The following is a 23,820-nucleotide window of genomic DNA, read 5'->3' as shown; positions in this document are numbered from 1 at the left end:
GCTCCGTTGCCGGGGCGGGCCTGCCTGATCACGCCTTGGCGCTGACACCCTTGTCGGTAGGAGGCTTGCGCTCCCCACCCTGACCGTAGGTCTGCAGATTCTGCAGCACATAGATGGCTTTCTTGTACTCGGGGATCAACGTATTGGCGTACTTGTTGCCCTTGAGATTGTTGTTTTGGATGGTATCCAGTTGCGTCGCGAAGTACTCCAGCGCATTGAACTTGGCGTCCGGATCCTTCTGAATGCCGAAGCGATCAAACTTGTCGCCGGCGTTGAGCAGAGTAATGGACGTGACTTCGGAAATCAGGCCACGGCTGCGCAGCATTGCACTGAGGCTGCCCAATTGTTTGGCCGAAACATTGGTGGGATCGAAACCCTTGATGTTCTTGTGCAGACCCTGCTTGTCCATCTCGGCGATGCTGATTGCGTTGGGGTCGTTGCCGACCAGAGCCAGCATCTGCTTGACCTTCACGCTTTGGGAAACCGGTTTGCTCGAGCTTCCTGTGTCTCGAACCAGCAAACCCGCCTTGGGTTGCCAGGCACCGGTATAGCCGATAGTCATGTGCAGGCTCCTTGCGAGGAAAACATGAAAAATTCCTTGTTGGACGACTTTTGAGTTGCCCGGAGTATCGGCCGGCAAACTAATGGCACCAACTCCTTTCTGCACTTTTTTACAATTTTCGTACATTCACGATACAAACCGACAACGGCCCCGGAAATACGGGACCAGAGCATTCATTACAATGTGATGAAAGTGGGTTTATCGCTCTAATGTTCGGGACAGTTAGTCCTCGTGTATCAGGCCGGATACGTTCCATCGGTCGGGATTGCATCTTTTAGGACGCAAGTACCTAAAGCTTCCCGAAGTCGCGACGATACGTTAGGAAACCTGCGCTGTTTTCCCCCTGCCCACAATAAGAATCCCTGCTAAAGGACCGGTTTCCATGCCCGCATTCCGCACCATTCAGGCTCGCTACACGCTGTTTCTGGTTCTGTTCATTCTGTTGTTGTCGGTGCTGACCGTGGTTGGCATCAGCCAGCTGGTCGCGCCCAAGCTGCGTCATACCGAAGAACAGGTGGTGCTCAATCGCATTGCTGAAGTGGCCGAGCAGATCCAGGGCGAACTGAACAAGGTCCAGGCGCAACAGCGCAGCATCACCCAGACCATCCCGCTGCTCGACAGCGCAGCCATCGATACCGTGTTGCCGGGGCTGGTGGATCAATACGGCGAGCTCAAAGTATTCGGCGGCGGCATCTGGCCGTTGCCCGGCCAGCGTGAGGCCGGACGCAACAAGTTCAGTACGTTCTGGCACCGCGACGCCTCCGGCAAACTGGCGGTAAACACCTTCTGGAACAGCGACGCAGCCCCCAACTATTACGACCAGAGCTGGTACAAGGGCGGCATGCAGACCCCGCGCGGCCAATGCGCGTGGGCCGCTGCCTATAAAGATGACGCCAGCGCCGAACCGCGCACCAACTGCGCCATGGCCATCCAGAAAAACGGCAGCGCCTGGGGCGTCTCGACCATCGACGTGACATTGGGCTTCTTCAACGATCTGGTGGCGCGCAAGGAAAAAGACCTCAACGCCGAAATGCTGATCGTCGAGGCTGACGGCAAGATCATCAGCAACAGCTCGCGCATCAGCGGGCCGATCGTGCTGAAGAACATCAGCGAACTGGCCGGTGGCTCGACCTTCGCCAGCCAGGTCAAGGCCGGGCTGCAAAACCGCGAGCAGGCGCAGCGCGTCGAATTCGACAACCACGGTGAAGCCAGCACCTTCTTCATGCGCCCGATCGAAGGCACCCCGTGGTTCCTCGCCACCGCGCTGCCGACCAAAATGCTCACCGCCCAGCGTGATGACGTGCTCAGCAGCCTGAGCCTGTTGCAGATTCCGCTGGTGATCCTGCTGGTGCTGCTGCAGGTCTACGCGATTCGCCAACTGGTTTCGCGCATGAAAGCGCTGAAAGCCAACATCGATTCGCTGTCCAGCGGCGATGCCGACCTGACCCGGCGCATCACCATCCGCGCTGAAGATGAGCTCGGCGCCATCGGGCACTCGGTCAACACCTTCATCGCCTACCTGCAGAACATGATCGGCGAGGTCACCCAGGCAACCGGCGCCATGGCCTCAAGCCTCGACAACCTGCAACGCACCTCGGCGCACACCAGCCAGATTCTGCTGCGCCACGCTTCGGAAACCGACCAGACGGTTACCGCGATCAACGAAATGAGCTCGACCGCCGAAAGCGTCGCGCAAAATGCCGCTGAAACCGCCGCCTTCACCCAACGCGCCAATGAAAACGCCGACCGCTCGCGCGTGGTGGTTGGCGAAGCGTCAAGCAGCGTGGTGGCGTTGATCGACGAAGTGGCCAGCGCCACGCACAAGGTCGAAAGCATGCAGCAGGACGCCCAGCGCATCACCGAAATCCTCGGCGTGATCGGCGCCATTGCCGGCCAGACCAACCTGCTGGCGCTCAACGCCGCCATCGAAGCAGCGCGGGCCGGTGAACAGGGTCGCGGTTTTGCAGTGGTGGCGGACGAAGTGCGTGCCCTCGCCGCCCGCACCCAGGCCAGCACCTCGGAAATCAACGAGATGTTGAGCCGTCTGACCCAGGGCGTGAGCTCGTCGGTCAGCGCCATGGAAAACACCCAGGCCAGCTGCCAGTCGGCCGCCGATGCCACGGCGCGAGTCAACAGTGGCCTCGACGAGATGGCCGGTTCGGTCAGCCACATCAACAGCCTCAGCACCCAGATCGCCACCGCCGCCGAACAGCAGAGCGCGGTCACCGAAGAGATCAACCGCAGCATGGTGCAGATCCGCCACATGGTTGATGAGCTGGTGGAAAGCGGTCAGGCCAGCGAACTCAACACCCGCCAGTTGCTGGAAGCCAACAGCCGGGTCAGCGCGATCATGGGGCGGTTCAAGGTTCGCTGACCGTTTTGTCATCTTGCGCTCAGTGGCCTGTCAGCTTTGATCTACGATCATATTGGCAGGCCTGCCTCGTATCACTTGGAAACACTCCGTTGATGCCCGGCAGGAAAAACCGGTCAAAATGCCTTCCTTTTTTGACCGTTTCTCCTCTAAGCCGAGAGCCCTCCATGCGAAACCTTCTGCGTCTGGCCGCCCTGAGCGCCCTGTTCATCTCCTCCCTGGCGCAAGCCGCCGACCTTATTCCGATCGAAGTCCACCGAGACGCCAACTGCGGCTGCTGCAAAAAGTGGATCAGTCATCTGGAAGCCAATGGCTTCAAGGTCGAAGACCACGTCGAATCCGACATGAGCAGCTTCAAGCAGCAACACGGCGTGCCGCCACGTCTGGCGTCCTGCCACACCGCAATCATCAACGGCAAATTCGTCGAGGGTCATGTACCGGCGGAACAGGTGCTGGCCCTGAGCAAGCGTGACGACCTGCTGGGCGTTGCCGCACCGGGCATGCCGATGGGCTCGCCGGGCATGGAAATGGACGGCATGAGTGATGCGTATCAAGTGATCGGCCTGAAGAAAGACGGTGCCGATGTGGTGGTGGCGGATTACCCGGCCCATTGATGACTGCGGGTTATCTCGGGCTGTTCCTGGCGGCGTTCGGCGCGGCGACGCTGTTGCCGCTGCAATCGGAAGCCGTGCTGGTAGGGCTGCTGGTCAGCGAGCGCTATTGGCTTTGGGGGCTGTTGGCCGTGGCGACGCTGGGCAACGTCCTCGGTTCGCTGGTGAACTGGTGGCTGGGGCGCAGGCTGGAACGCTTTCAGGACCGGCGCTGGTTTCCGGTCAGCCCCAGGCATATGGAGCGAGCCCGCGTTCACTATCAGCGTTACGGTCACTGGTCGTTGCTGCTCAGCTGGTTGCCGGTCATCGGCGATCCGCTGACGCTGATCGCAGGGGGCATGCGCGAACCTCTCGGGCGTTTTCTGTTGATCGTCACTCTCGCCAAAGGCGCCCGCTACGGAGTGCTGGCGATGCTCACCCTCGGCTGGCTCGGTTGAACGATCGGGCCCGGGGATTGCCTGTGTTTAACGTCGCCCTAATCCGGCCGTTCCAGCATCGGCCAATTTCTTGTGGAGTTGTCCTATGTCCGTATCGCTGACCCGCTGGCTGCCCGGCCTGCTGCTGACCGCCGCCCTGCCCCTGCTCGCTCACGCCGAAGGCCCGCAATACGGCCCGCAATTGCAGGGTTTCGAGTATCCCTACACCCTCAAGCACTTTGCCTTTCAGTCTCAGGGCAAGTCGCTGCAGATGGGTTACATGGACGTCGCCGCCCACGGCAAGGCCAACGGGCGCACCGTGGTGCTGATGCACGGCAAGAATTTCTGCGGCGCGACCTGGGACAGTTCGATCAAGGCCCTCAGCGAAGCCGGTTACCGGGTGGTCGCCCCGGATCAGATCGGTTTCTGCACCTCCAGCAAACCCGATCATTATCAGTACACCTTCCAGCAACTGGCGGCCAACACCCAGCAATTGCTCAAGGCGCTGGGCATCCAGAAGGCCACCCTGCTCGGCCACTCCACCGGCGGCATGCTCGCCACCCGTTACGCGCTGCAATACCCGGATCAGGTCGAGCAACTGGCATTGGTCAACCCGATCGGCCTGGAAGACTGGAAAGCCCTTGGCGTGCCTTACCGCAGCGTCGATCAGTGGTATCAGCGCGAATTGAAAGTCACCGCCCAGGGCATTCGCGACTACGAACGCACGACCTATTACGACGGCCGCTGGAAACCCGAATTCGACCGCTGGGTGGACATGCTCGCCGGCCTGAGTAACGGTCCGGGCAAGACTCAGGTCGCATGGAACTCGGCGCTGATCTACGACATGATCTTCACCCAGCCGGTGTACTACGAGTTCAAGGATTTGAAGATGCCGACCCTGCTGCTGATCGGCACCTCCGACACCACCGCCATCGGCAAGGACATCGCGCCGCCCGAAGTGAAGGCGAAAATCGGTCACTACGAGGTGCTGGGCAAGCAGGTGGCGAAACTGATTCCTCAGTCCACGCTGGTGGAATTCCCCGGCATGGGCCACGCCCCGCAGATGGAAGAGCCGGCGAAGTTCCACGAGGCACTGCTGGGCTGGCTGGACAAAACCAATCCCGTTCGTTGAAGAGGTAACGCTGATGGCGGTGCAGATTGCGGTGATCGATGACTGGCAGGACGTCGCGCGGGGCGTAGTCGACTGGTCGGTGCTCGACAGTCTCGGCGAAGTCACCTTCGTCCATGAGTACCCGGCGGACAACGCCACGCTGGCCGAACGTCTGGGCCGGTTCGAAGTGATCTGCGTGATGCGCGAACGCACGCGCTTCGACGAAGACCTGCTCAAACGCTTGCCGAACCTGAAGCTGCTGGTCACCGGCGGCATGCGTAACGCGGCGCTGGATATGCCGGCCGCGGCCCGCCTCGGGATCAAGGTCTGCGGCACCGACAGCTACAAACACGCAGCGCCGGAACTGACCTGGGCGCTGATCATGGCCGCCAGCCGCAATCTGCTGAACGAGGCCAACGCCCTGCGCGCCGGCCAGTGGCAGCAAGGTCTGGGCGGCGACCTGCACGGCAAGACCCTGGGCATCCTCGGGCTCGGCAGCATCGGCCAGCGGGTGGCGCAGTTCGGTCAGGCGTTCGGCATGCGCGTCATCGCCTGGAGCGAAAACCTCACCGCCGAACGCGCCGAACAGGCTGGCGTCACCTATGTCAACAAGCAGCAATTGTTCGAACAGGCTGACGTGCTGTCGGTGCACCTGGTGCTCAGCGATCGCAGCCGGGGCCTGGTCGATGCCCAGGCGCTGGACTGGATGAAGCCGACCGCCCTGCTGGTCAACACGGCGCGCGGGCCGATTGTCGACGAAGCGGCGCTGATCAAGGCTTTGCAGAAACAACGTATCGGCGGTGCGGCCCTTGACGTGTTCGATCAGGAACCGCTGCCGGCACTGCACCCGTTTCGCACCCTCGACAATGTGCTGGCCACGCCTCATGTCGGCTACGTCAGCCGCCAGAACTATGAGTTGTTCTTTTCGCAGATGATCGAAGACATTCAAGGGTGGTCAGCCGGGGAACCTATCCGCCTGCTTAACTGAGTCACCTCGCCTTCGCGGGCAATCCCTGCCCGCGAAGCAGCACCCACTGCCTGCCCGCCAACACAACTGTCCGCACCGCAACAGTGCGCCCGCACTTTCCCGGCGCCCGAAATCGTGACTGGTCGGTCACCATTTTGTGTCACCGAACCCGCCAGACATGCACTTCGTCGGGGCGCACCCCCTCCCGAAGCCACGGATTTCGTGAGCGTGCAACAGATTGTCGAACAATTCATCCAATTGCCCTGGCCCGCTCTAGGATCTGGCCTAGACTGGTTTTCGCGGGGTAAAACCGGCCGGTCACAAAGTCAAAAATTCGTCGAAACTTTTGCAGATCGCGGCGGGTCATCTGATAGGCAGGGCCAAAGCGACTGGTTCAAGTCTTGCAATGGCCCCCTCACCCATTCTGCTTGCACGTGTTGGGTAGCGATTTGCTCACTCATGCGTGGCGTGTTTGCGCCCGGCCACAGGACCTGGCCATGGACATCGCATGTTCAAGACAAGAATCAGATCAAAAAGACGGGAGATTCATATGATCAGTGCGGCATTGGAAATTCAGGGAGAACGGGCTCATCAGCCGATGGGTGAATCGAGCACTTTAAGCGTTCCCGGCAGCCGATCGATCAGCGTCCCGATCACCAAGACACTGACGCCGATAGCCAGTCAGAACCCCAACAAGAAAAAAGTGTTGTTCGTGACCTCGGAAATCGCCGATCTGGTGAAAACCGGCGGTCTGGGAGACGTTTCTGCCGCCCTGCCCCGCGCGATGGCACATCTGCATGACGTGCGGGTATTGATCCCGGGTTACCCGCAGGTCATGAACAGCGAAAATCCGATCCACATCATCGGCGAACTGGGTGGCCACGCTGCACTGCCACCCTGCAAGATCGGGCGCATGGACATGCCCGACGGTCTGGTCATTTATGTCTTGATCTGCCCTGAACTCTACGCCCGTGACGGTGGCCCGTATGGCGCCAACAATGGTCGCGACTGGCCGGACAACCACATTCGCTTCGCTCGTCTGGGTCTGGCCGCAGCCGATATCGCCGCCAACCTCGCGCAAATCCACTGGTGCCCGGATCTGGTGCACGCCCACGACTGGCCGGCCGGTCTCGCGCCTGCCTATATGCACTGGCGCGGGCAACGCACGCCGACCCTGTTCACCATTCACAACCTCGCTTATCAAGGCGTGACCAGCCTGGGCTCGTGCCCGGAACTCGGGATTCCCGCCCATGCCCTGCAACAGGAAGGCATGGAGTTCTACGGCAAAATGTCGTTCCTCAAGGCCGGCATGGCCTATTCGAGCCATATCACCACGGTCAGCGCTACCTACGCGCAGGAAATCACCACACCGGATTTCGGCTGCGGTCTCGACGGTTTTCTCGCCGCCAAGACCCAGCAAGGTTTGCTCAGCGGCATCCCCAACGGCATCGATGAAAGCTGGGACGCCGCCACCGACCCGCACCTGTTCGCACCGTTCGCCATCGGCGACTGGGAAGGCAAAGCGGTCAATGCCGCCCACGTTCGCGAACTGTTCGGCCTGGAACAATCGGAAGGTCCGCTGTTTGCCGTGGTCTCGCGGCTGGTCTATCAAAAAGGCCTCGACCTGACCGAGGCGGTGTCGGAATACATCGTGCAGAACGGTGGCCAGATCGCAATCATCGGCCGTGGCGAGCCGGAAGAAGAACAAGCCATGCGCGAACTGGCGCTGCGCTTCCCCGGCCAGATCGGCGTGCGCATCGGCTTCAACGAAACCGACGCCCGGCGGATGTTCGCCGGCAGCGATTTCCTGCTGATGCCGTCGCGTTATGAACCGTGCGGTCTTAGCCAGATGTACGCCCAGCGCTTCGGCTCGTTGCCGGTCGCGCGCAACACCGGCGGGCTGGCCGACACCATCGAAAACGGTGTCACCGGTTTCCTGTTCAACGAATCGACCGCCGACAGCTACCGCGAAGCCCTGAGCCGCGCGTTCAAAGTATTTGCCTTTCCCGAACTGCTCAACGCCATGCGCTGCCGGGCAATGGCCGCGCCATTCAACTGGTGCAAGGCGGTCGAACCCTACGCCGAACTCTACGAACAACTGGTGGCCAAGTCGCTGGGAAAAACGCACCACAAATAACCAGGGAGCTTTACAACAATGCCGTCACGGACACCTGAAAGCTGGCCCCACGGCGCGATCATGCTGGATGCCGACCACACACAATTTGCGCTGTGGGCGCCGGATGCGTTTTACGTCAGCGTCGAGCTGGGCAACGGCCAGTCGCTGCCTATGCTGCCCCAGGGCGATGGCTGGTTTGTCATCAAGACCCGCTGCCCTGCCGGCAGCCGCTACCGCTTCAACATCGACGGCGAACTGGAGGTGCCCGACCCGGCCTCCAGGGCGCAGGACGGTGATATCGACCGTCACAGCGTGGTGGTCGATCCCCACGCCTATCCATGGCAACACGTAACGTGGCGAGGTCGGCCGTGGAATGAAGCGGTGATCTACGAGTTGCATGTGGGTGCGCTAGGCGGATTCGATGAGGTCGAAAAGGATCTGGCCCGACTGGCCGCCCTGGGCATCACCGCTATCGAACTGATGCCGATCGCACAATTCCCCGGCTATCGCAACTGGGGGTATGACGGCGTACTGCATTTTGCGCCACAAGCCTCCTATGGCACTCCGGAACAGCTCAAGCATCTGATCGACAGCGCCCATGGCCACGGTCTGGCGGTGATTCTCGACGTGGTCTACAACCATTTCGGTCCGGACGGCAACTACCTGCATCGCTACGCCAAGGGCTTTTTCCGCGAAGACAAACACACCCCCTGGGGCGCGGCCATCGACTTTCGCCGTCGTGAGGTGCGGGACTTCTTCGTCGAAAACGCACTGATGTGGCTGCTGGAATACCGTTTCGACGGTTTGCGCCTGGATGCCGTCCATGCAATAGAAAGTCAGGACTTCCTGCCCGAACTGGCGCAGCGTGTCCGCCAACAGGTCGACCCTGCCCGTCATGTATGGTTGACCGTCGAGAACGAACTCAACCAATCGAGCCTGCTGGAAGAAAATTACGACGCCCAATGGAATGACGACGGCCATAACGCTTTGCATGTGTTGTTGACGGGCGAAACCGATGCCTACTACGCCGACTACGCTCTGCAACCGACCGAGCAACTGGCCCGCTGCCTGAGCCAGGGCTTCGTGTTTCAGGGGCATATCACCCGCCACGGCGAACCACGCGGCGAACCGAGCGAGCATCTGCCGTCCACTGCCTTCGTACTGTTTCTGCAAAACCATGACCAGATCGGCAACCGTGCCTTCGGCGAGCGCCTGCATCAGTTGGCCGATCCGCGCGCGCTCGAGGCGGCGACGGTGCTGCTGTTGCTGTCGCCGATGATTCCGCTGATGTTCATGGGCGATGAATATGCCGCCGAGCAACCGTTTCTGTTCTTCACCAGCCACCACGGCGAACTGGCGAAACAGGTACGAGAAGGCCGTCGTAACGAGTTCGCTGCATTCAGTGCGTTCACCGACCCGCATAAGCGCGAACGGATACCCGACCCCAACGCCGAATCGACCTTCCACGCCTCGCGGCCAACGCGGTCCGGTAATGGCACACCGCGCCAGCAGGCAACGAATGAGCTCTATCGTCACCTGCTGCAATTGCGTCACCGCTACATCATCCCGAACCTGTCCGGCACCCAGGCCCTTGGCGCGCAAATGCTGGGCCGTGGTGCGGTCAGCGCACGCTGGCGTCTGGGCGATGGCAGTGAGTTGCGAATTGACCTGAACCTCAGCGGGACGGCAGTGGTCAACCCTCCACGGACCGGCGCGGTGTGGCTGTTTCAACAGCCCCCCGCTGCCGAGATGTCGGATAAGGGCCTTCTGCCCCCGTATTGCGCGCTCGTCAGCCTCACGGCCGCAACCCCTTTGCCCCCCTTGGATGGAGAGCGCCTATGAGCGATGCGCAACTGGAAATTCTCGCCAGCCGAGCCGGCCTTGCCGTCGACTGGATCGACGCCAACGGGCGAGCCCAAAAAGTCGCCCCGGCCGTGCTTCGCAATGTGCTGATCGGTCTCGGCCACCCGGCCGGCACTGCCCAGGAAATCGACGCCAGCCTGCTTGAACTGCAGCAGGTACAGGAAAATCGCCAACTGCCGCCACTGCTTACTGCCGATCTCGGCAAGGGCCTGGATCTGGCCCGCTATTTCGAACCAGAAACCCCTTGTGAGATTCACCTTGAAGATGGCTCGCGCTTGAGCCTGCGGCTTGATGCGGAGTCGATACTGCCCGGAGAGATTCCGGTCGGCTATCAGCAAGTGCACATCGCCGATCAGCAATTCACCCTGGCCGTGGCGCCGGAACGCTGCTTCAGCGTGGGCGACGCGGTGGACAGTCCGATCCCGCGCGCTTGGGGCCTGAGCGTGCAGCTTTATGGTTTGCGTCGCCCTGGCGATGGCGGTTTCGGCGATACCCAGGCCCTGGAAGAACTGGCCCGGGTGGCCGGCGAACGGGGTGCCGATGCACTGGCGATCAGCCCGTTGCATGCGATGTTCAGCGCCGACACCGGGCGCTACAGCCCTTACTCGCCGTCCAGTCGGCTGTTTCTCAATCCGCTGTATGCCGCACCGGGGACCATCCTCGGCGAGCGCGCGCTGCGTGATGCGATTGACGCCGCCGGCCTGACCGACCAGTTCAAGCAACTGGAAGACCTGAAACTGGTCGACTGGCCGAAAGCGGCCGAAGCCAAACTGAAACTGCTGCAAGCCTTGTACGACGGTTTCATCAACGGCGAACACCCGCTGCATGCCGACTTCTCCAGTTTCCGCGATGCCGGCGGTGAAGCGCTGGAAAACCACTGCCGCTTCGAAGCCATCCAGGAAATGCGCGCCGCCCGTGGCGAGAGCCTCGACTGGCGCGAATGGCCGGAACACTGGCACGACCCGCGCGGCGCAGCGCTCGGCGCATTTGCCGAGGAATACGCCGAGCGCATCAGTTACTTCGCGTTCTGCCAATGGTTGATTCACCGCTGCCTGGAACGTGCCCAGACCGCCGCTCGCAGCGCCGGCATGGGCATCGGCCTGATCGCTGACCTGGCGGTGGGTGCCGACGGCGCCGGCAGCCAGGCCTGGAGTTTTCAGGACGAACTGCTCGCCTCGCTGACCGTCGGTGCGCCGCCGGACATTCTCAATCGCTCCGGACAGGGCTGGGGTATTTCCGCGTTTTCCCCGGAAGGCCTGGTGCGCAACGGTTTTCGCGCGTTTATCGAGATGCTGCGCGCCAACTTCGCCCACGCCGGCGGGCTGCGCATCGACCACGTCATGGGCCTGCAACGGTTATGGGTCATCCCCAACGGTTCCGCCCCGGCAGACGGTGCGTACCTGTATTACCCGGTGGACGACTTGCTGCGTCTGCTGACCCTCGAATCCCATCGTCATCAAGCGATAGTGCTCGGTGAAGACCTCGGCACCGTACCCGACGGCCTGCGGGAGAAACTGATCGCCCGCGCCATGCTCGGCATGCGCGTGCTGTTGTTCGAACAGGACAACACCCATTTCAAACCGATCCTCGACTGGCCGGACAACGCACTGGCCACTACCAGCACCCACGATCTGCCGACGCTCAACGGCTGGTGGCATGGCCGCGACATCGACTGGAACGCGCGGCTCGGGCTGGTCGATGCCAACGGCGAAATCGACTGGCGCCGTTACCGCGAACGCGAGCGTGAAGGCCTGCGCAGTGCCTTGAGCCAGGACCCGCAGAACTTTCGCGAGGAATCCCACGAGGCCGATCAGGTGGTCGACGCCGCTGTGCGTTTCCTCGGCCACACTCGCGCGCCGCTGGTGCTGTTGCCACTGGAAGATGCGCTGGGGCTCGACGAACAGGCCAACCTGCCCGGCACCATCGACACCCACCCGAACTGGTCGCGCCGCTTGCCGGCCACCAGTGAGACACTGCTCGACGGTGTCGACGCCGCAAGACGCCTGGAACTATTGGCGTGTGCCCGCCTTCAAGCAGCCGAGCGTGACCAATGAGTGCATTGCCTATCCCGACACTGCGCGCCACGGTTCGCCTGCAATTTCATCGCGGTTTCACCCTTGATCAGGCGGTGCCGCTGGTGCCGTATTTCTCTCGACTCGGCATCAGCCACATTTATGCCTCGCCGCTGCTGGCCGCGCGCGCCGGCTCCATGCATGGCTACGACGTGGTCGACCCGACCCGGGTCAATCCGGAACTCGGCGGCGAGCCAGCCTTGCGTCGTCTGGTCGCCAGCCTGCGCGAGCACGGTATGGGGCTGATCCTCGACATCGTCTCCAATCACATGGCAGTCGGTGGCGGGGACAACCCGTGGTGGCTCGATCTGCTGGAATGGGGACGGCTCAGCCCCTACGGCGAGTTCTTCGACATTCAGTGGCACTCGCCCGACCCATTGATGGAAGGCCAGTTGCTGTTGCCGTTTCTCGGCAGTGACTATGGCGTCGCGTTGCAGGACGCGACTCTGCCGCTGGTGTTCAACGCCGAAAGTGGCACCTTCCATGTCGAGCATTACGAGCATCACTTCCCCATCTGCCCCGGCGACTACGGCGAACTGCTCAGGTCCGCTGACACACCGAACGAAGCCCTCAGGGCCCTCGCTGAACGTTTCAGCGCGCTCAGTTATCAGACCGACGCTCGCGCGCTGGCGATTCCGCTCAAGGAAGAACTTCAGCAACTGGCCAGCGACCCGCAGATTCTGCAGGCCATTGAGCGCAACCTGACGCACTACGATTCGAAGACCGAAGACGGTTTTCAGCGTCTGCACCAATTACTGGAGCGGCAAAGTTATCGTCTGGCGAGCTGGCGCACGGCAGCGGATGACATCAACTGGCGGCGCTTCTTCGACATCAACGAACTCGGCGGTTTGCGAGTCGAGCGTCCGGCAGTGTTCGAGGCCACCCACGGCAAGATTTTCCAGTTGATCGGCGAGGGCTTGATCGACGGCTTGCGCATCGACCACATCGACGGCCTCGCCGACCCACGCGGTTACTGCCGCAAGCTGCGCCGCCGCCTCGATCACCTGGCGCCGGGCCGGCACTTGCCGATCTACGTCGAGAAAATTCTCGGCGACGGCGAAACCCTGCCCACCGACTGGGCCGTGGACGGCAGCACCGGTTACGAATTCATGAACCAGCTGTCGCTGCTGCAACACGACCCGGACGGCGAACACGTGCTCGGTGACTTGTGGCAACGCCGTACCGAGCGCCCCGCCGCGTTCATCGAAGAAGCCCAACTGGCGCGCCAGCAGATCCTCAACGGCTCGCTGGCCAGCGATTGCGAAAGCGTCGCCCAGGCCCTGCTGCAAGTGGCACGCGACGACCTGATGACCCGCGACCTCACGCTCGGCTCGATCCGCCGGGTGTTGCAGGCGCTGATCGTGCACTTCCCGGTCTATCGCACCTACATCACCCCGATGGGCCGCTCGGCCCGGGACGAGGTGTTTTTCCAGCAGGCCATGGACGGTGCACGGCAGACATTGAGCGAAGCCGATTGGCCAGTGCTGGACTCCGTAGCCGGTTGGCTCGGTGGTCAGCCATGGCGGCGCAAACCCCGTGGGCGCTCGCGCAAAATCCTGCGCCATGCCTGCGTGCGCTTTCAGCAGCTCACTTCGCCGGCCGCGGCCAAAGCGGTGGAAGACACCGCGCTGTATCGTTCGGCGGTGCTGCTGTCGCGCAATGACGTCGGCTACAACACCGAGCAGTTCAGTGCGCCGGTCAGCGACTTTCACGCGGTGAACCTGCAACGTCTGGAGAGCTTTCCCGACAATCTGTTGGCCACCGCCACCCACGACCACAAACGCGGGGAAGACACCCGCGCGCGGCTGGCCGTGCTCAGCGAGCGCAGCCATTGGTACGCCGAACAGATCGAGCTGTGGCGCGCCCTCGCCCGGCCGCTGCGCAATGACGATCAGCTGCCGTCGTCTGCGGACGAACTGATCCTTTATCAGGCGCTGCTCGGCAGTTGGCCGCTGGACCTGCGTGACGACGATCAGGCGGGCTTCGCCGATTACGCCAAACGTGTCTGGCAGTGGCAGCAGAAAGCCCTGCGCGAAGCCAAGCTGCAAAGCAGCTGGAGCGCGCCGAACGAAGCCTACGAAAACGCAGCCCAGGCGTTCACCGAACAATTACTGCTGGCTCCTGAAGGCGAACTGCTGCGCGGAGCGCTGGCCAAGACCGTCAACAGCATCGCCGCCGCCGGCGCCCTCAACGGTCTGGCGCAAACCTTGCTGCGCATGACCGTGCCGGGAGTGCCGGACTTGTATCAAGGCAACGAGTTCTGGGACTTCAGCATGGTCGACCCGGACAACCGCCGGCCAGTGGACTACGCCGCCAGGCAGCAGGCGCTGGAGGCACCCGGGCCGGTTCAGGAACTGTTGGCGAACTGGCGCGACGGGCGAATCAAGCAAGCATTGATCGCCGAGGTGCTGCGTCTGCGCGCCGACCACACCGAGTTGTTTCGCCAGGGTTCGTACCAGGCCCTCGAGGTGCTGGGCAGCCAGGCGCACAACGTGCTCGCGTTTGCCCGCGAGCATGGGGAGCGACGGATCATCGTGATCGTGCCGATCCGTTGCGCAACCTTGCTGGAAAACAGTGCTGTGCCGATGGTTGACGCGCTGCGCTGGGGCGATACGCGGGTGGTTTTACCGTTCGACGCCTCTGACGAAAATCCGAAGGGACTTTTTTCGAGCACCGCAGTCACAAAAAACAGGGAGCTGAAGGTCAGCGCCGCGCTGGGGGATTTCCCGGTCAATCTGCTTATCCAACACGTCTAGCAGCATGAGTTCAGTTCAGGAGCATTGCGATGAGTACCGACGATAAACGCATCCGCGAATTCGCCTATCAGATCTGGGAATCCGAAGGTAAACCCGAGGGCCAGGACGCCCGCCACTGGGAGATGGCGCGCAAACTGGCCGAAGCCGAGGCATTGGCGCCGAAAAAATCGCCAAAAGCCGCCGGCAGTAAAACCGCCGGCAAGACCGCCACCAGCAAAGCGCTCGACGGCAAAGGGACAGCTGCCAAACCCAAGACAGCCACCACGACGAAGGCCAAGCCCGCCGGTGCTGCCAAAGTGATTCCTCCGGGCGAAAAAGCCACCGAGAAAAAGCCCCGCGCGCCGCGCAAGCCGCCTGCGGTCTGACGCCCCCCGAACCATTGATTTGAATAACCGTGTGGCGGGTTCGCTCGCCACCGAGGGCTCGCTCGTCCTCGAAAAACACCTACCCCCCGATTTTTTGCAGGAGCACCTATGACCCGTCCAAAGAAAGCCGAGCCCGCCGCGCACGCCGAACCCTCGCGCATCCGTGAAGGCCTGCCCTTCCCGCTCGGCGCGACCTGGGATGGTCTGGGGGTGAACTTCGCGCTGTTCTCCGCCAACGCCACCCGGGTCGAGCTGTGCATTTTCGACGATGCCGGCGAAGTCGAACTCGAACGCATCGAACTGCCGGAATACACCGACGAGATCTACCACGGCTATCTGCCCGATGCGCATCCGGGACTGATCTACGGTTACCGGGTCTACGGACCCTATGACCCGGCCAACGGCCACCGCTTCAACCACAACAAGTTGCTGATCGACCCCTATGCCAAGCAATTGGTGGGCGAATTGAAATGGTCCGAAGCGCTGTTCGGCTACACCATCGGCCACCCGGACGCCGACCTCAGTTTCGACGAGCGCGACAGCGCGCCCTTCGTCCCCAAGTGCAAAGTCATCGACCCGGCGCACACCTGGGGCCACGACCATCGCGTCAGCGTGCCGTGGGACAAGACCATCATTTACGAGACCCACGTGCGCGGCATCAGCATGCGCCACCCTTCGGTGCCGGAGAATGTGCGCGGCACGTTTGCCGGGTTGATGGTCGACGATGTGCTGGAGCACATCCGCAAACTCGGGGTGTCGACCGTCGAACTGTTGCCGATCCATGCCTTCGTCAATGACCAGCACTTGCTGCACAAGGGCATGACCAATTACTGGGGCTACAACAGCATCGCGTTCTTCGCCCCGGATCCGCGCTATCTGGCCAGCGGCAAGATTGCCGAGTTCAAGGAAATGGTCGCGCACCTGCACGACGCCAATCTCGAAGTGATTCTCGACGTGGTCTACAACCACACCGCCGAAGGCAACGAGCAAGGCCCGACCCTGTCGATGCGCGGGATCGACAACGCCTCGTACTACCGCTTGATGCCGGACGACAAGCGCTTCTACATCAACGATTCCGGCACCGGTAACACCCTCGACCTGAGCCACCCGTGCGTGCTGCAAATGGTCACCGACTCGCTGCGCTACTGGGCCAGTGAAATGCACGTCGATGGCTTCCGCTTCGACCTGGCGACCATCCTCGGTCGCTATCACGACGGCTTTGATGAACGGCACAGTTTCCTCGTGGCCTGCCGCCAGGATCCGGTGCTGCGCCAAGTGAAAATGATCGCCGAGCCCTGGGACTGTGGCCCCGGCGGTTATCAGGTCGGCAATTTCCCGCCGGGCTGGGTCGAGTGGAACGACAAGTTCCGCGACACCGTGCGTGCCTTCTGGAAAGGCGACGACGGCCAGCTCGCCGACTTCGCCAGCCGCATGACCGCCTCCGGGGAAATGTTCAACCAGCGCGGTCGCCGGCCTTATTCGTCGGTGAATTTCGTCACCGCCCACGACGGCTTCACTCTCAACGATCTGGTGTCGTACAACGACAAGCACAACGAGGCCAACGACGAAAACAATCAGGACGGCAGCAACAACAACCTGTCCTGGAACCACGGCGTCGAAGGCCCTACCGACGATCCGGAAATCAATGCACTGCGCCACCGGCAGATGCGCAACTTCTTCGCCACCCTGTTGCTGTCCCAAGGCACGCCGATGCTGGTGGCCGGTGACGAATTCGCTCGTACCCAGGACGGCAACAACAATGCGTATTGCCAGGACAGCGAAATCGGCTGGGTCAACTGGGACCTGAGCGAGGACGGCAAAGCGCTGCTGAAGTTCGTCAAACGCCTGATCAAGCTGCGCCTGGCGTATCCGATCCTGCGACGCGGGCGGTTCCTGGTCGGCGAATACAACGAGGACATCGGCGTCAAGGACGTGACCTGGCTTGCGCCGGACGCCACGGAAATGACCACCGAACACTGGCATGACGCGCAGAATCGCTGCATGGGCATGTTGCTTGACGGCCGTGCCCAGGAAACCGGGATCCGCCGCAAGGGTGGCGACGCCACGTTGCTGCTGGTGGTCAACGCCCATCACGACATCGTCAACTTCACCTTGCCGGAAGTGCCTGAAGGCAGTTTCTGGACGTGCATGATCGATACCAACCAGCCATCGATCCGTGGCCAGGAGCGTTTTGAGTTCGGTCATGAGTACTCGGTCACCGGACGCTCGCTGCTGCTGTTTGAACTGCAACGCGAAGAAGAGGACTGACATGGACTTGCCCGTCTATCTCTCACGGCACGCGCCGGACTACCGCGACACTGCCGCCCTCGGCCTGTGTCTGCGGCAACTGGTCGAGGCCGGCCTCGATCGCCTGCCGTTACCCGGTAGCGGTCGTACGCTGGAGCGCTGGCAACGGCTGTCCGAGGTCGGTGGGCACGATCTGGGGCTGTGCAAACTCTATGAAGGTCACACCGACGCGCTGACGATCATCGAGCAGCTCGGTGGCTCGCCGACGCCCGGCAGCACGTGGGGCATGTGGGCGGCTGAACCACCGCAGGCGCGGGTTCGGGTCAGCCGTTCGGGGCAAATGGTGCGGTTGAATGGACGCAAGGCCTGGTGCTCCGGGGCGGCAGTGCTCAGTCATGCCCTGCTGACGGCGTGGGATGAGGACGATCATCAGCAACTGGTGGCCGTGGCCCTCGACCAACCGGGTGTGACCGTCACCGATCAAGGCTGGCAAGCGGTCGGCATGGCCGCCACCGGCAGCGTCGAGGTGCTGTTCGATGAGGTCGAGGCGCAGGCGATCGGCGATCCTGGCGACTACCTGCAACGTCCGGGTTTCTGGCATGGCGGGATCGGGATCGCCGCGTGCTGGTACGGCGCCGCGAGGGAGATCGGCGAACGCTTGCGCCAGCACTGTGCGCGGCGTGAAGAACCGCACGCACTGGCCAGTCTCGGCGCCGTCGACAGCGCGTTGCACGGCGCCGCACAGGTGCTGCGTGTCAGTGCCCTTAACATCGACAGCAATCCCGGAGCCGACGCCGAGTTGTTGGCCCGGCGTGTGCGTGCCGTGGTCGAGGACGCCGCTGCACAGGTCATGCGCGAGACTGGCCGGGCACTTGGCGCCGGGCCGTTCTGCAAGGACCTGCACTTTGCCCGCCTGGCGGCCGACCTGCCGGTGTATCTGCGCCAGAGCCATGCCGAACGGGATCTGGCAGTACTGGGCCAACTGGCTGCGCAGCAACCGCGCGAGGGTTGGGCCCTATGAACCGCAATCCGATCATCGGTGAAGGAACCTCCTTGCATGAGTGGCAGGGCTCGCGTCATCTGGCAGCGGTGGAGAGCATCGACATTCTCGACCTGGTTCCGCCAGGATCGCGGGCGGTGGTGATCGCGCCGCATCCGGACGACGAGGTGCTCGGTTGCGGCGGGCTGTTGCAACAGCTCGCAGCGGCGGGCCGCACCCTGCAACTGATTTCGGTCACCGACGGCAGCGCCAGCCATCCGGGCTCGGAGCGCTGGCCGGTGGAGCGCCTGAGTGTGGTGCGCCCGCAGGAATCCGCCGAAGCCCTGCGTCGTCTCGGCCTGCCCATGCATCAGGTGCAATGGCTGCGCGGCGGCTTTCCCGACACTCAGGTCGCCGCGCGCGAGTCGATGCTGTGTGACTACTTGACCCGCTACCTGCAACCCGACGACGTGATCTTCACCACCTGGCGCGAAGACGGCCACAGCGACCATGAGGCTGTCGGCCGTGCCAGCATCGAGGCGGCGCGCCGTGTGGGTGCAATTTGCCACGAACTGCCGGTCTGGACCTGGCACTGGGCGACGCCGGAAGACGCCATCGTGCCCTGGGAACGGGCGCGCAAGATTCTGCTCAGCCCGGCGCAGGTCGCACGCAAGCGTCACGCAGTGCATGCCTTCGCCAGTCAGTTGGAGGGTGATCCCGACGCGGGACTGCCACCGGTGCTCGCGCCCTATGTCATCGACCGTTTGCTGCAACCGTTCGAGGTGGTCTTTCTATGAGCGTCGAGGATCGTTACTTCGAAGGCCTGTTCGCCGGCAATAACGACCCTTGGGGATTTCGCCAGCGCTGGTACGAGCAGCGTAAACGCCTGGTGACCCTGGCGGCACTGCCCCGCCCGCATTACCGCGCGATCTTCGAACCGGGTTGCGCCAACGGTGAACTGAGTGCCGCGCTGGCCGAACGCTGTGATCGACTGTTGTGCTGCGATACAAGCGCCGCCGCGGTGAATCTGGCGCGTACCCGGCTGAGCCTGTTCGACCACGCCGAGGTGCGACAGGGTCGCCTCCCTGTTGATTGGCCTGAGGAAAAATTCGACCTGATCGTATTCAGCGAAATCGGCTACTACCTTGATCGACAGGATCTGACAGAGGTCATCCGTCGCATCAGCGATTCGTTGACGGCAGACGGTCAATTGCTGGCCTGTCACTGGCGCCCGCCCATCGATGGCTGCCCGCTCAATGCTCGCCAGGTCCATGACCTGATTCATGAACAGTTGCACCTGTCACGATTGGTCCTGCATCAGGAGGCAGATTTCCTGCTGGAAGTCTGGAGCCGCGAACCGCGTTCGGTGGCCGCGCTGGAGGGTTTGCGATGATTGGCATCCTGATCCCGGCACACAACGAAGAAGAGTGGCTCGATGACTGCCTGCAGGCCGCCCTGCGCGCGGCCGGGCATCCGATGCTGGCAGGTGAACCGGTGGAGATCCTGGTGGTGCTCGACAGTTGCACCGACCGTTCGGCGCATATCGTCAGCCAGTACCCTGTGCGGGCGCTGAGCATCGAGGCACGCAATGTCGGCCAGGCCCGAGCCATCGGTGCGCAACAGCTGCTTGATCGGGGTGCTCGCTGGATTTCCTGCACCGACGCCGACAGCCGCGTCGCCGAAGACTGGCTGGTGGAACAACTGGGATTAGGCACCGATGCCGTGTGCGGCACGGTGACGGTCGAGCGCTGGCATGACACCTTCGATGAAGCCGCGCAGATTCGCTATCACGGTCATTACCAGGCCTGCGAAGGACACCGGCACATCCATGGCGCCAATCTGGGCGTCAGCGCACAAGCTTACGTGCGTGCCGGAGGCTTCGAACCATTGACCTGTGACGAAGATGTGCGGCTGGTGCGCCAACTGGAGCTTTGCGGGGCCAGCATCGCCTGGAGTCATCGGCCACAGGTCATTACCAGCGCCCGTCTGGACAGTCGTGCACGCGGCGGATTTGGCGACTTTCTGCGACAGTTGGCACAGACTGAATAAAAAAAAGCGGATCAGATTGATCTGTGACGCGACGAACCGCCCGTCTTGAGCAATACTCTGCTGCGCAGCAATCCAGGGTTCGGAGCGCTGCAGGGCTATCCACCAGCCTTCACGGGTCGAACACGCCTGGAGACCGGCGCTTGTGCGACTGAGGGCGAGACACAACAAGGACGTATCACTCATGAAACCGTTATCCCTCAGCGAGAGCGGCCTGCCGGCGCAGATCTGGAACAGCGCCCCGCAGCTCGACAACATTCCCGTCATCAATACCCACACTTTGGTGCCACCCGGCGCCCGCGCCGTGGTCATCGCCCCGCACCCCGGCGATGAAGTAGTGACCTGCGGCGGTTTGCTGCAACTGCTTTCCAGCCTCGGACATCCCTTGCAACTGCTGTCGATCACCGATGGCAGCGCCAGTCATCCGGGCTCGCGCCAGTGGTCGGAAAAACGCCTGAGCGTTTTCCGCCCGCAGGAAAGCGTCGAAGCCCTGCGCCGCCTCGGTTTGCCGATGCACAGCCTGAAATGGGTGCGCGGCGGTTTCACTGACAACGCCCTGCACGATCAGGAATCTCAATTGACCGAATTCATCGCCCGCTATCTGCGCCCCGGTGATGTGGTCTTCAGCACCTGGTGCGAAGATGGCACCGCCGATCATGAAGTGGTCGGCCGGGCCAGTGCGAAGGCTGCACAACTGGCCGGCGCAACCTACCATGATGTCCCGGTCTGGGCCTGGCACTGGCCAGAACGGGAGCAAGCGCAGATCCCGTGGCATCGCGCGCGCAAGCTGCGGCTCGACACCTGGACTGTTGCGCGCAAGAGCCACGCCACCCATGCCTACGCCAGCCAGCTCAATGGCGAACCGGCGATCGGTATCGCGCCGCTGCTGCCCAAGTCAATTCTGGAGCGCATGCGCCTGCCCTACGAGATCGTCTTCGTCGATTGACAGTCCATCGGGCGCGGGCAGCCAGTCAAAGTGAACTGCCCGCGCCCGGATCAGTCGCATGAACAGGCAGTCATGATTCAGAGGAGTGAACGTGTCCAGCGATCCCAAGCGTCATGTCGTCGACGCGCAGACTTCCACCCCGTCCTCCATCCATCGCCTGCGGGTGCTGACGGTCAACACGCACAAGGGTTTCACCGCGCTCAATCGACGTTTCATCCTTCCGGAACTGCGTGAAGCGGTGCGCAGCACCTCGGCCGATCTGGTGTTTCTGCAGGAAGTGGTGGGCGAACACGAGCGGCATTCCAGCCGCTACCACGAATGGCCGCAAACCTCGCAGTACGAATTCCTTGCCGACAGTATGTGGAGTGACTTTGCCTACGGCCGCAATGCGGTCTATCCCGATGGCCATCACGGCAACGCCCTGCTGTCGAAATACCCGATCCGCGAATATCGCAATCTCGACGTCTCGATCACCGGCCCGGAACGGCGCGGGCTGTTGCACTGCATATTGGATGTGCCGGGACATGCCGAAGTGCATGCCATCTGCGTACACCTGAGCCTGCTCGAAAGCCATCGGCAATTGCAGTTGCAGCTGCTCTGCCAGTTGCTCGAATCCCTGCCCGACGATGCGCCAGTGATCATCGCCGGCGACTTCAATGACTGGCAGTTGCAGGGTAACGTCGCCCTCGCCCGCCGAGACTACCTGCACGAAGCCTTCGAACGCCACCACGGCCGCCCGGCCAAGACCTATCCCGCGCGCTTCCCGTTGCTGCGACTGGATCGGATCTACCTGCGCAATGCCAGCAGCCACGACCCGCAGATCCTCGGCAACAAACCGTGGACGCATCTTTCGGATCATTTGCCGCTGGCGGTTGAAGTGCATTTATAGCGCGATACTGACAGCTGTCCTTACATACGCAACGATGCGAAATTGGTCGCCAGGCCCGGTTTCGCAGACCGACTGTCGGTTGCAAAAGATCTCTGCCTCGCGGTTTCCACAGCGTTTAGCTCTACAAACAAGAACTTAGATAAGTGCGGAAAAACAAAAACTTGCATCACCCGTTTTGACCCGACCGCTCATCGTCCAATTTCTTGACGCAAGGGCTGGGGTCTTCTTAGCTCTACCTTACTACCCCCGGAAATACTACTCGGGGCGAACCCCAGGTCACTCGTCAAAACGGGCGGCCACGGGTTCGCCACGCTCCATTCGGTCGCCCCTCGTTCGGGGTAGGAGAGACGCCAAGGCGAGATACTGCATGCGCTAGCAAGGTAGACCTCCATGAAAACCTCACTCACCTCACAAGAGATCAAAGTTACCTTTTGCACCGTTTCAAGTTCTATCTTGCTGTGCTCGTCCATGGAGGCGCAGGCGGGTCCTGTGGCGGACGAAGCAACACCCTGGTATCGCCAGGACATTCCCGTCATGACCCTCCCCGCCACGGTCGTGACTCCGGGCCCGCAACGGCTCAGCCCACAGCCGGATCTGCGCGGGACGAACCTGATTACCGAAGACCTCGCCCCCTCGGCCTGGGAGCATCTTTACGGTCCGACGTCCCGTCAGGCGCAAACCGACGTCATCAATTCGGGCTTCGCCATGCCCGGCACCGGCGACTTCAAGGGGCCCGCCGTACTGACCTTGAAAAGCAGCAGTGGGCACACCCAGCAAGTCGGCCTGATCGGCGGTGTGAATCAGATCCGGGGCAATGGCAACGGCCTGATCACCAGCCGCGCCCTCGCCGACCCGACCACCGACACTCTCAACCTGCAAGGCCAGAGCCTGGGCGCTTACTACAGCCTGATTGGCCCACAAGGCTGGCACGTCGACCTGTCGGCCAGTGGCGGCCGGGTCAGCGGTTTCAGCCGTAACGAGCAAGGCGCACGCCTAGCCACCGAAGGCAGCGCGATGACGCTGTCGGTGGAAGGCGGATTCCCGATCGGTCTGGGTGAAAACTGGGTGGTTGAACCGCAGGCGCAATTGATCAACCAGCGCATCACCCTGGACACGCCCTATGCGGGCTCGGGCAATGCGTCTTCCAGCGATATTTCATCTTGGAGCGGCCGAGTCGGTGCGCGCTTGAAAGGTAGCTATGACCTGAATGGCTTGCCGGTCGAACCCTACGTGCGCACGAACCTGTGGCACACGGTGTATACCGGCAACACGGTGACGCTGGATCAGGTGGACAAGATCAGCAGCAGCCGCAAGTCCTCGACCGTGGAAGTCGGCCTGGGGCTGGTGGCGAGGATGACACCGACGGTGAGCCTGTACGTCAGCGCCGATTACAGCAGCGACGTGGACGACAACGACCTGAACGGGTTGATTGGCAGCCTGGGGATCCGGATGCGCTGGTGAGCACCCGTATGATCGTTCCCACGCGAGCGTGGGAACGATCAT

At 62.2% G+C, this 23,820-nt stretch carries 19 protein-coding genes; 18 read left to right on the top strand and 1 reads right to left on the bottom strand.

Translation table 11 applies throughout. The annotated features are described in order from the left end of the window. Positions 1 to 28: 28 nt before the first annotated feature. Complete coding sequence (locus ACKUG4_RS01840; RefSeq protein ID WP_064596317.1) at positions 29 to 562, bottom strand: hypothetical protein; 534 nt, start codon at positions 560 to 562, stop codon at positions 29 to 31. A gap of 382 nt (positions 563 to 944) precedes the next feature. On the opposite strand from ACKUG4_RS01840, the gene ACKUG4_RS01835 reads away from it, so the two are divergent. From ACKUG4_RS01835 to ACKUG4_RS01750, 18 genes are all read left to right on the top strand, one after another. Then, complete coding sequence (locus ACKUG4_RS01835; RefSeq protein WP_085646466.1) at positions 945 to 2,936, top strand: methyl-accepting chemotaxis protein; 1,992 nt, start codon at positions 945 to 947, stop codon at positions 2,934 to 2,936. Positions 2,937 to 3,100: 164 nt separating this feature from the next. After that, entirely contained in the window at positions 3,101 to 3,547 is a 447-nt protein-coding gene (locus tag ACKUG4_RS01830) for a DUF411 domain-containing protein (RefSeq protein ID WP_445433275.1), read from the top strand. After that, complete coding sequence (locus ACKUG4_RS01825; protein WP_445433274.1) at positions 3,547 to 3,981, top strand: YqaA family protein; 435 nt, start codon at positions 3,547 to 3,549, stop codon at positions 3,979 to 3,981. Before ACKUG4_RS01830 ends, ACKUG4_RS01825 begins: the two co-directional genes overlap by 1 nt. Before the next feature lie 85 nt (positions 3,982 to 4,066). After that, positions 4,067 to 5,092: an alpha/beta fold hydrolase gene (locus ACKUG4_RS01820; protein ID WP_085611706.1), complete on the top strand. Its 1,026-nt coding sequence runs from the start codon at positions 4,067 to 4,069 to the stop codon at positions 5,090 to 5,092. A 13-nt stretch (positions 5,093 to 5,105) separates the two neighbouring features. Then, complete coding sequence (locus tag ACKUG4_RS01815) at positions 5,106 to 6,059, top strand: D-2-hydroxyacid dehydrogenase family protein (protein WP_445433273.1); 954 nt, start codon at positions 5,106 to 5,108, stop codon at positions 6,057 to 6,059. A gap of 529 nt (positions 6,060 to 6,588) precedes the next feature. After that, a complete protein-coding gene (glgA, locus tag ACKUG4_RS01810; RefSeq protein WP_039768136.1) occupies positions 6,589 to 8,175 on the top strand; it encodes a glycogen synthase GlgA in 1,587 nt (528 codons plus the stop codon). An 18-nt stretch (positions 8,176 to 8,193) separates the two neighbouring features. After that, positions 8,194 to 9,996: a malto-oligosyltrehalose trehalohydrolase gene (treZ, locus tag ACKUG4_RS01805; protein ID WP_039768135.1), complete on the top strand. Its 1,803-nt coding sequence runs from the start codon at positions 8,194 to 8,196 to the stop codon at positions 9,994 to 9,996. After that, on the top strand, positions 9,993 to 12,071 hold the full coding sequence (gene malQ / locus ACKUG4_RS01800) for a 4-alpha-glucanotransferase (protein ID WP_236190511.1): 2,079 nt from the start codon (positions 9,993 to 9,995) through the stop codon (positions 12,069 to 12,071). Before treZ ends, malQ begins: the two co-directional genes overlap by 4 nt. Beyond that, a complete protein-coding gene (locus tag ACKUG4_RS01795; RefSeq protein WP_445433272.1) occupies positions 12,068 to 14,845 on the top strand; it encodes a malto-oligosyltrehalose synthase in 2,778 nt (925 codons plus the stop codon). The genes malQ and ACKUG4_RS01795 overlap by 4 nt, the downstream gene beginning before the upstream one ends. A 29-nt stretch (positions 14,846 to 14,874) precedes the next feature. After that, the gene (locus ACKUG4_RS01790; RefSeq protein WP_085611710.1) at positions 14,875 to 15,210 is read left to right on the top strand and encodes a DUF2934 domain-containing protein; all 336 of its coding nucleotides are present in this window, start codon (positions 14,875 to 14,877) and stop codon (positions 15,208 to 15,210) included. Positions 15,211 to 15,318: 108 nt separating this feature from the next. Further along, a complete protein-coding gene (glgX, locus tag ACKUG4_RS01785) occupies positions 15,319 to 17,478 on the top strand; it encodes a glycogen debranching protein GlgX (RefSeq protein ID WP_064596299.1) in 2,160 nt (719 codons plus the stop codon). Position 17,479: 1 nt separating this feature from the next. Continuing rightward, the gene (locus ACKUG4_RS01780; protein ID WP_445433271.1) at positions 17,480 to 18,478 is read left to right on the top strand and encodes an acyl-CoA dehydrogenase family protein; all 999 of its coding nucleotides are present in this window, start codon (positions 17,480 to 17,482) and stop codon (positions 18,476 to 18,478) included. After that, positions 18,475 to 19,233: a PIG-L deacetylase family protein gene (locus ACKUG4_RS01775; RefSeq protein ID WP_445433270.1), complete on the top strand. Its 759-nt coding sequence runs from the start codon at positions 18,475 to 18,477 to the stop codon at positions 19,231 to 19,233. The genes ACKUG4_RS01780 and ACKUG4_RS01775 overlap by 4 nt, the downstream gene beginning before the upstream one ends. Then, positions 19,230 to 19,829: an SAM-dependent methyltransferase gene (locus ACKUG4_RS01770; RefSeq protein ID WP_064596295.1), complete on the top strand. Its 600-nt coding sequence runs from the start codon at positions 19,230 to 19,232 to the stop codon at positions 19,827 to 19,829. The genes ACKUG4_RS01775 and ACKUG4_RS01770 overlap by 4 nt, the downstream gene beginning before the upstream one ends. Beyond that, positions 19,826 to 20,485, top strand: coding sequence for a glycosyltransferase family 2 protein (locus ACKUG4_RS01765; RefSeq protein ID WP_443525544.1), 660 nt, complete (start codon positions 19,826 to 19,828; stop codon positions 20,483 to 20,485). Before ACKUG4_RS01770 ends, ACKUG4_RS01765 begins: the two co-directional genes overlap by 4 nt. A gap of 181 nt (positions 20,486 to 20,666) precedes the next feature. Further along, on the top strand, positions 20,667 to 21,428 hold the full coding sequence (locus tag ACKUG4_RS01760) for a PIG-L deacetylase family protein (protein WP_445433269.1): 762 nt from the start codon (positions 20,667 to 20,669) through the stop codon (positions 21,426 to 21,428). A 91-nt stretch (positions 21,429 to 21,519) separates the two neighbouring features. Beyond that, positions 21,520 to 22,317, top strand: coding sequence for an endonuclease/exonuclease/phosphatase family protein (locus tag ACKUG4_RS01755; protein WP_064600802.1), 798 nt, complete (start codon positions 21,520 to 21,522; stop codon positions 22,315 to 22,317). A 390-nt stretch (positions 22,318 to 22,707) separates the two neighbouring features. Beyond that, complete coding sequence (locus ACKUG4_RS01750; protein ID WP_445433268.1) at positions 22,708 to 23,778, top strand: autotransporter outer membrane beta-barrel domain-containing protein; 1,071 nt, start codon at positions 22,708 to 22,710, stop codon at positions 23,776 to 23,778. The last annotated feature ends 42 nt before the right edge of the window (positions 23,779 to 23,820 follow it).

It is taken from the genome of Candidatus Pseudomonas auctus, from assembly GCF_048654275.1.
Taxonomy (GTDB): Bacteria; Pseudomonadota; Gammaproteobacteria; order Pseudomonadales; family Pseudomonadaceae; genus Aquipseudomonas; species Aquipseudomonas pharyngis.
The sequence above is the reverse complement of the archived record's forward strand: the minus strand, read 5'-3'. Positions and strand labels throughout refer to the sequence as shown.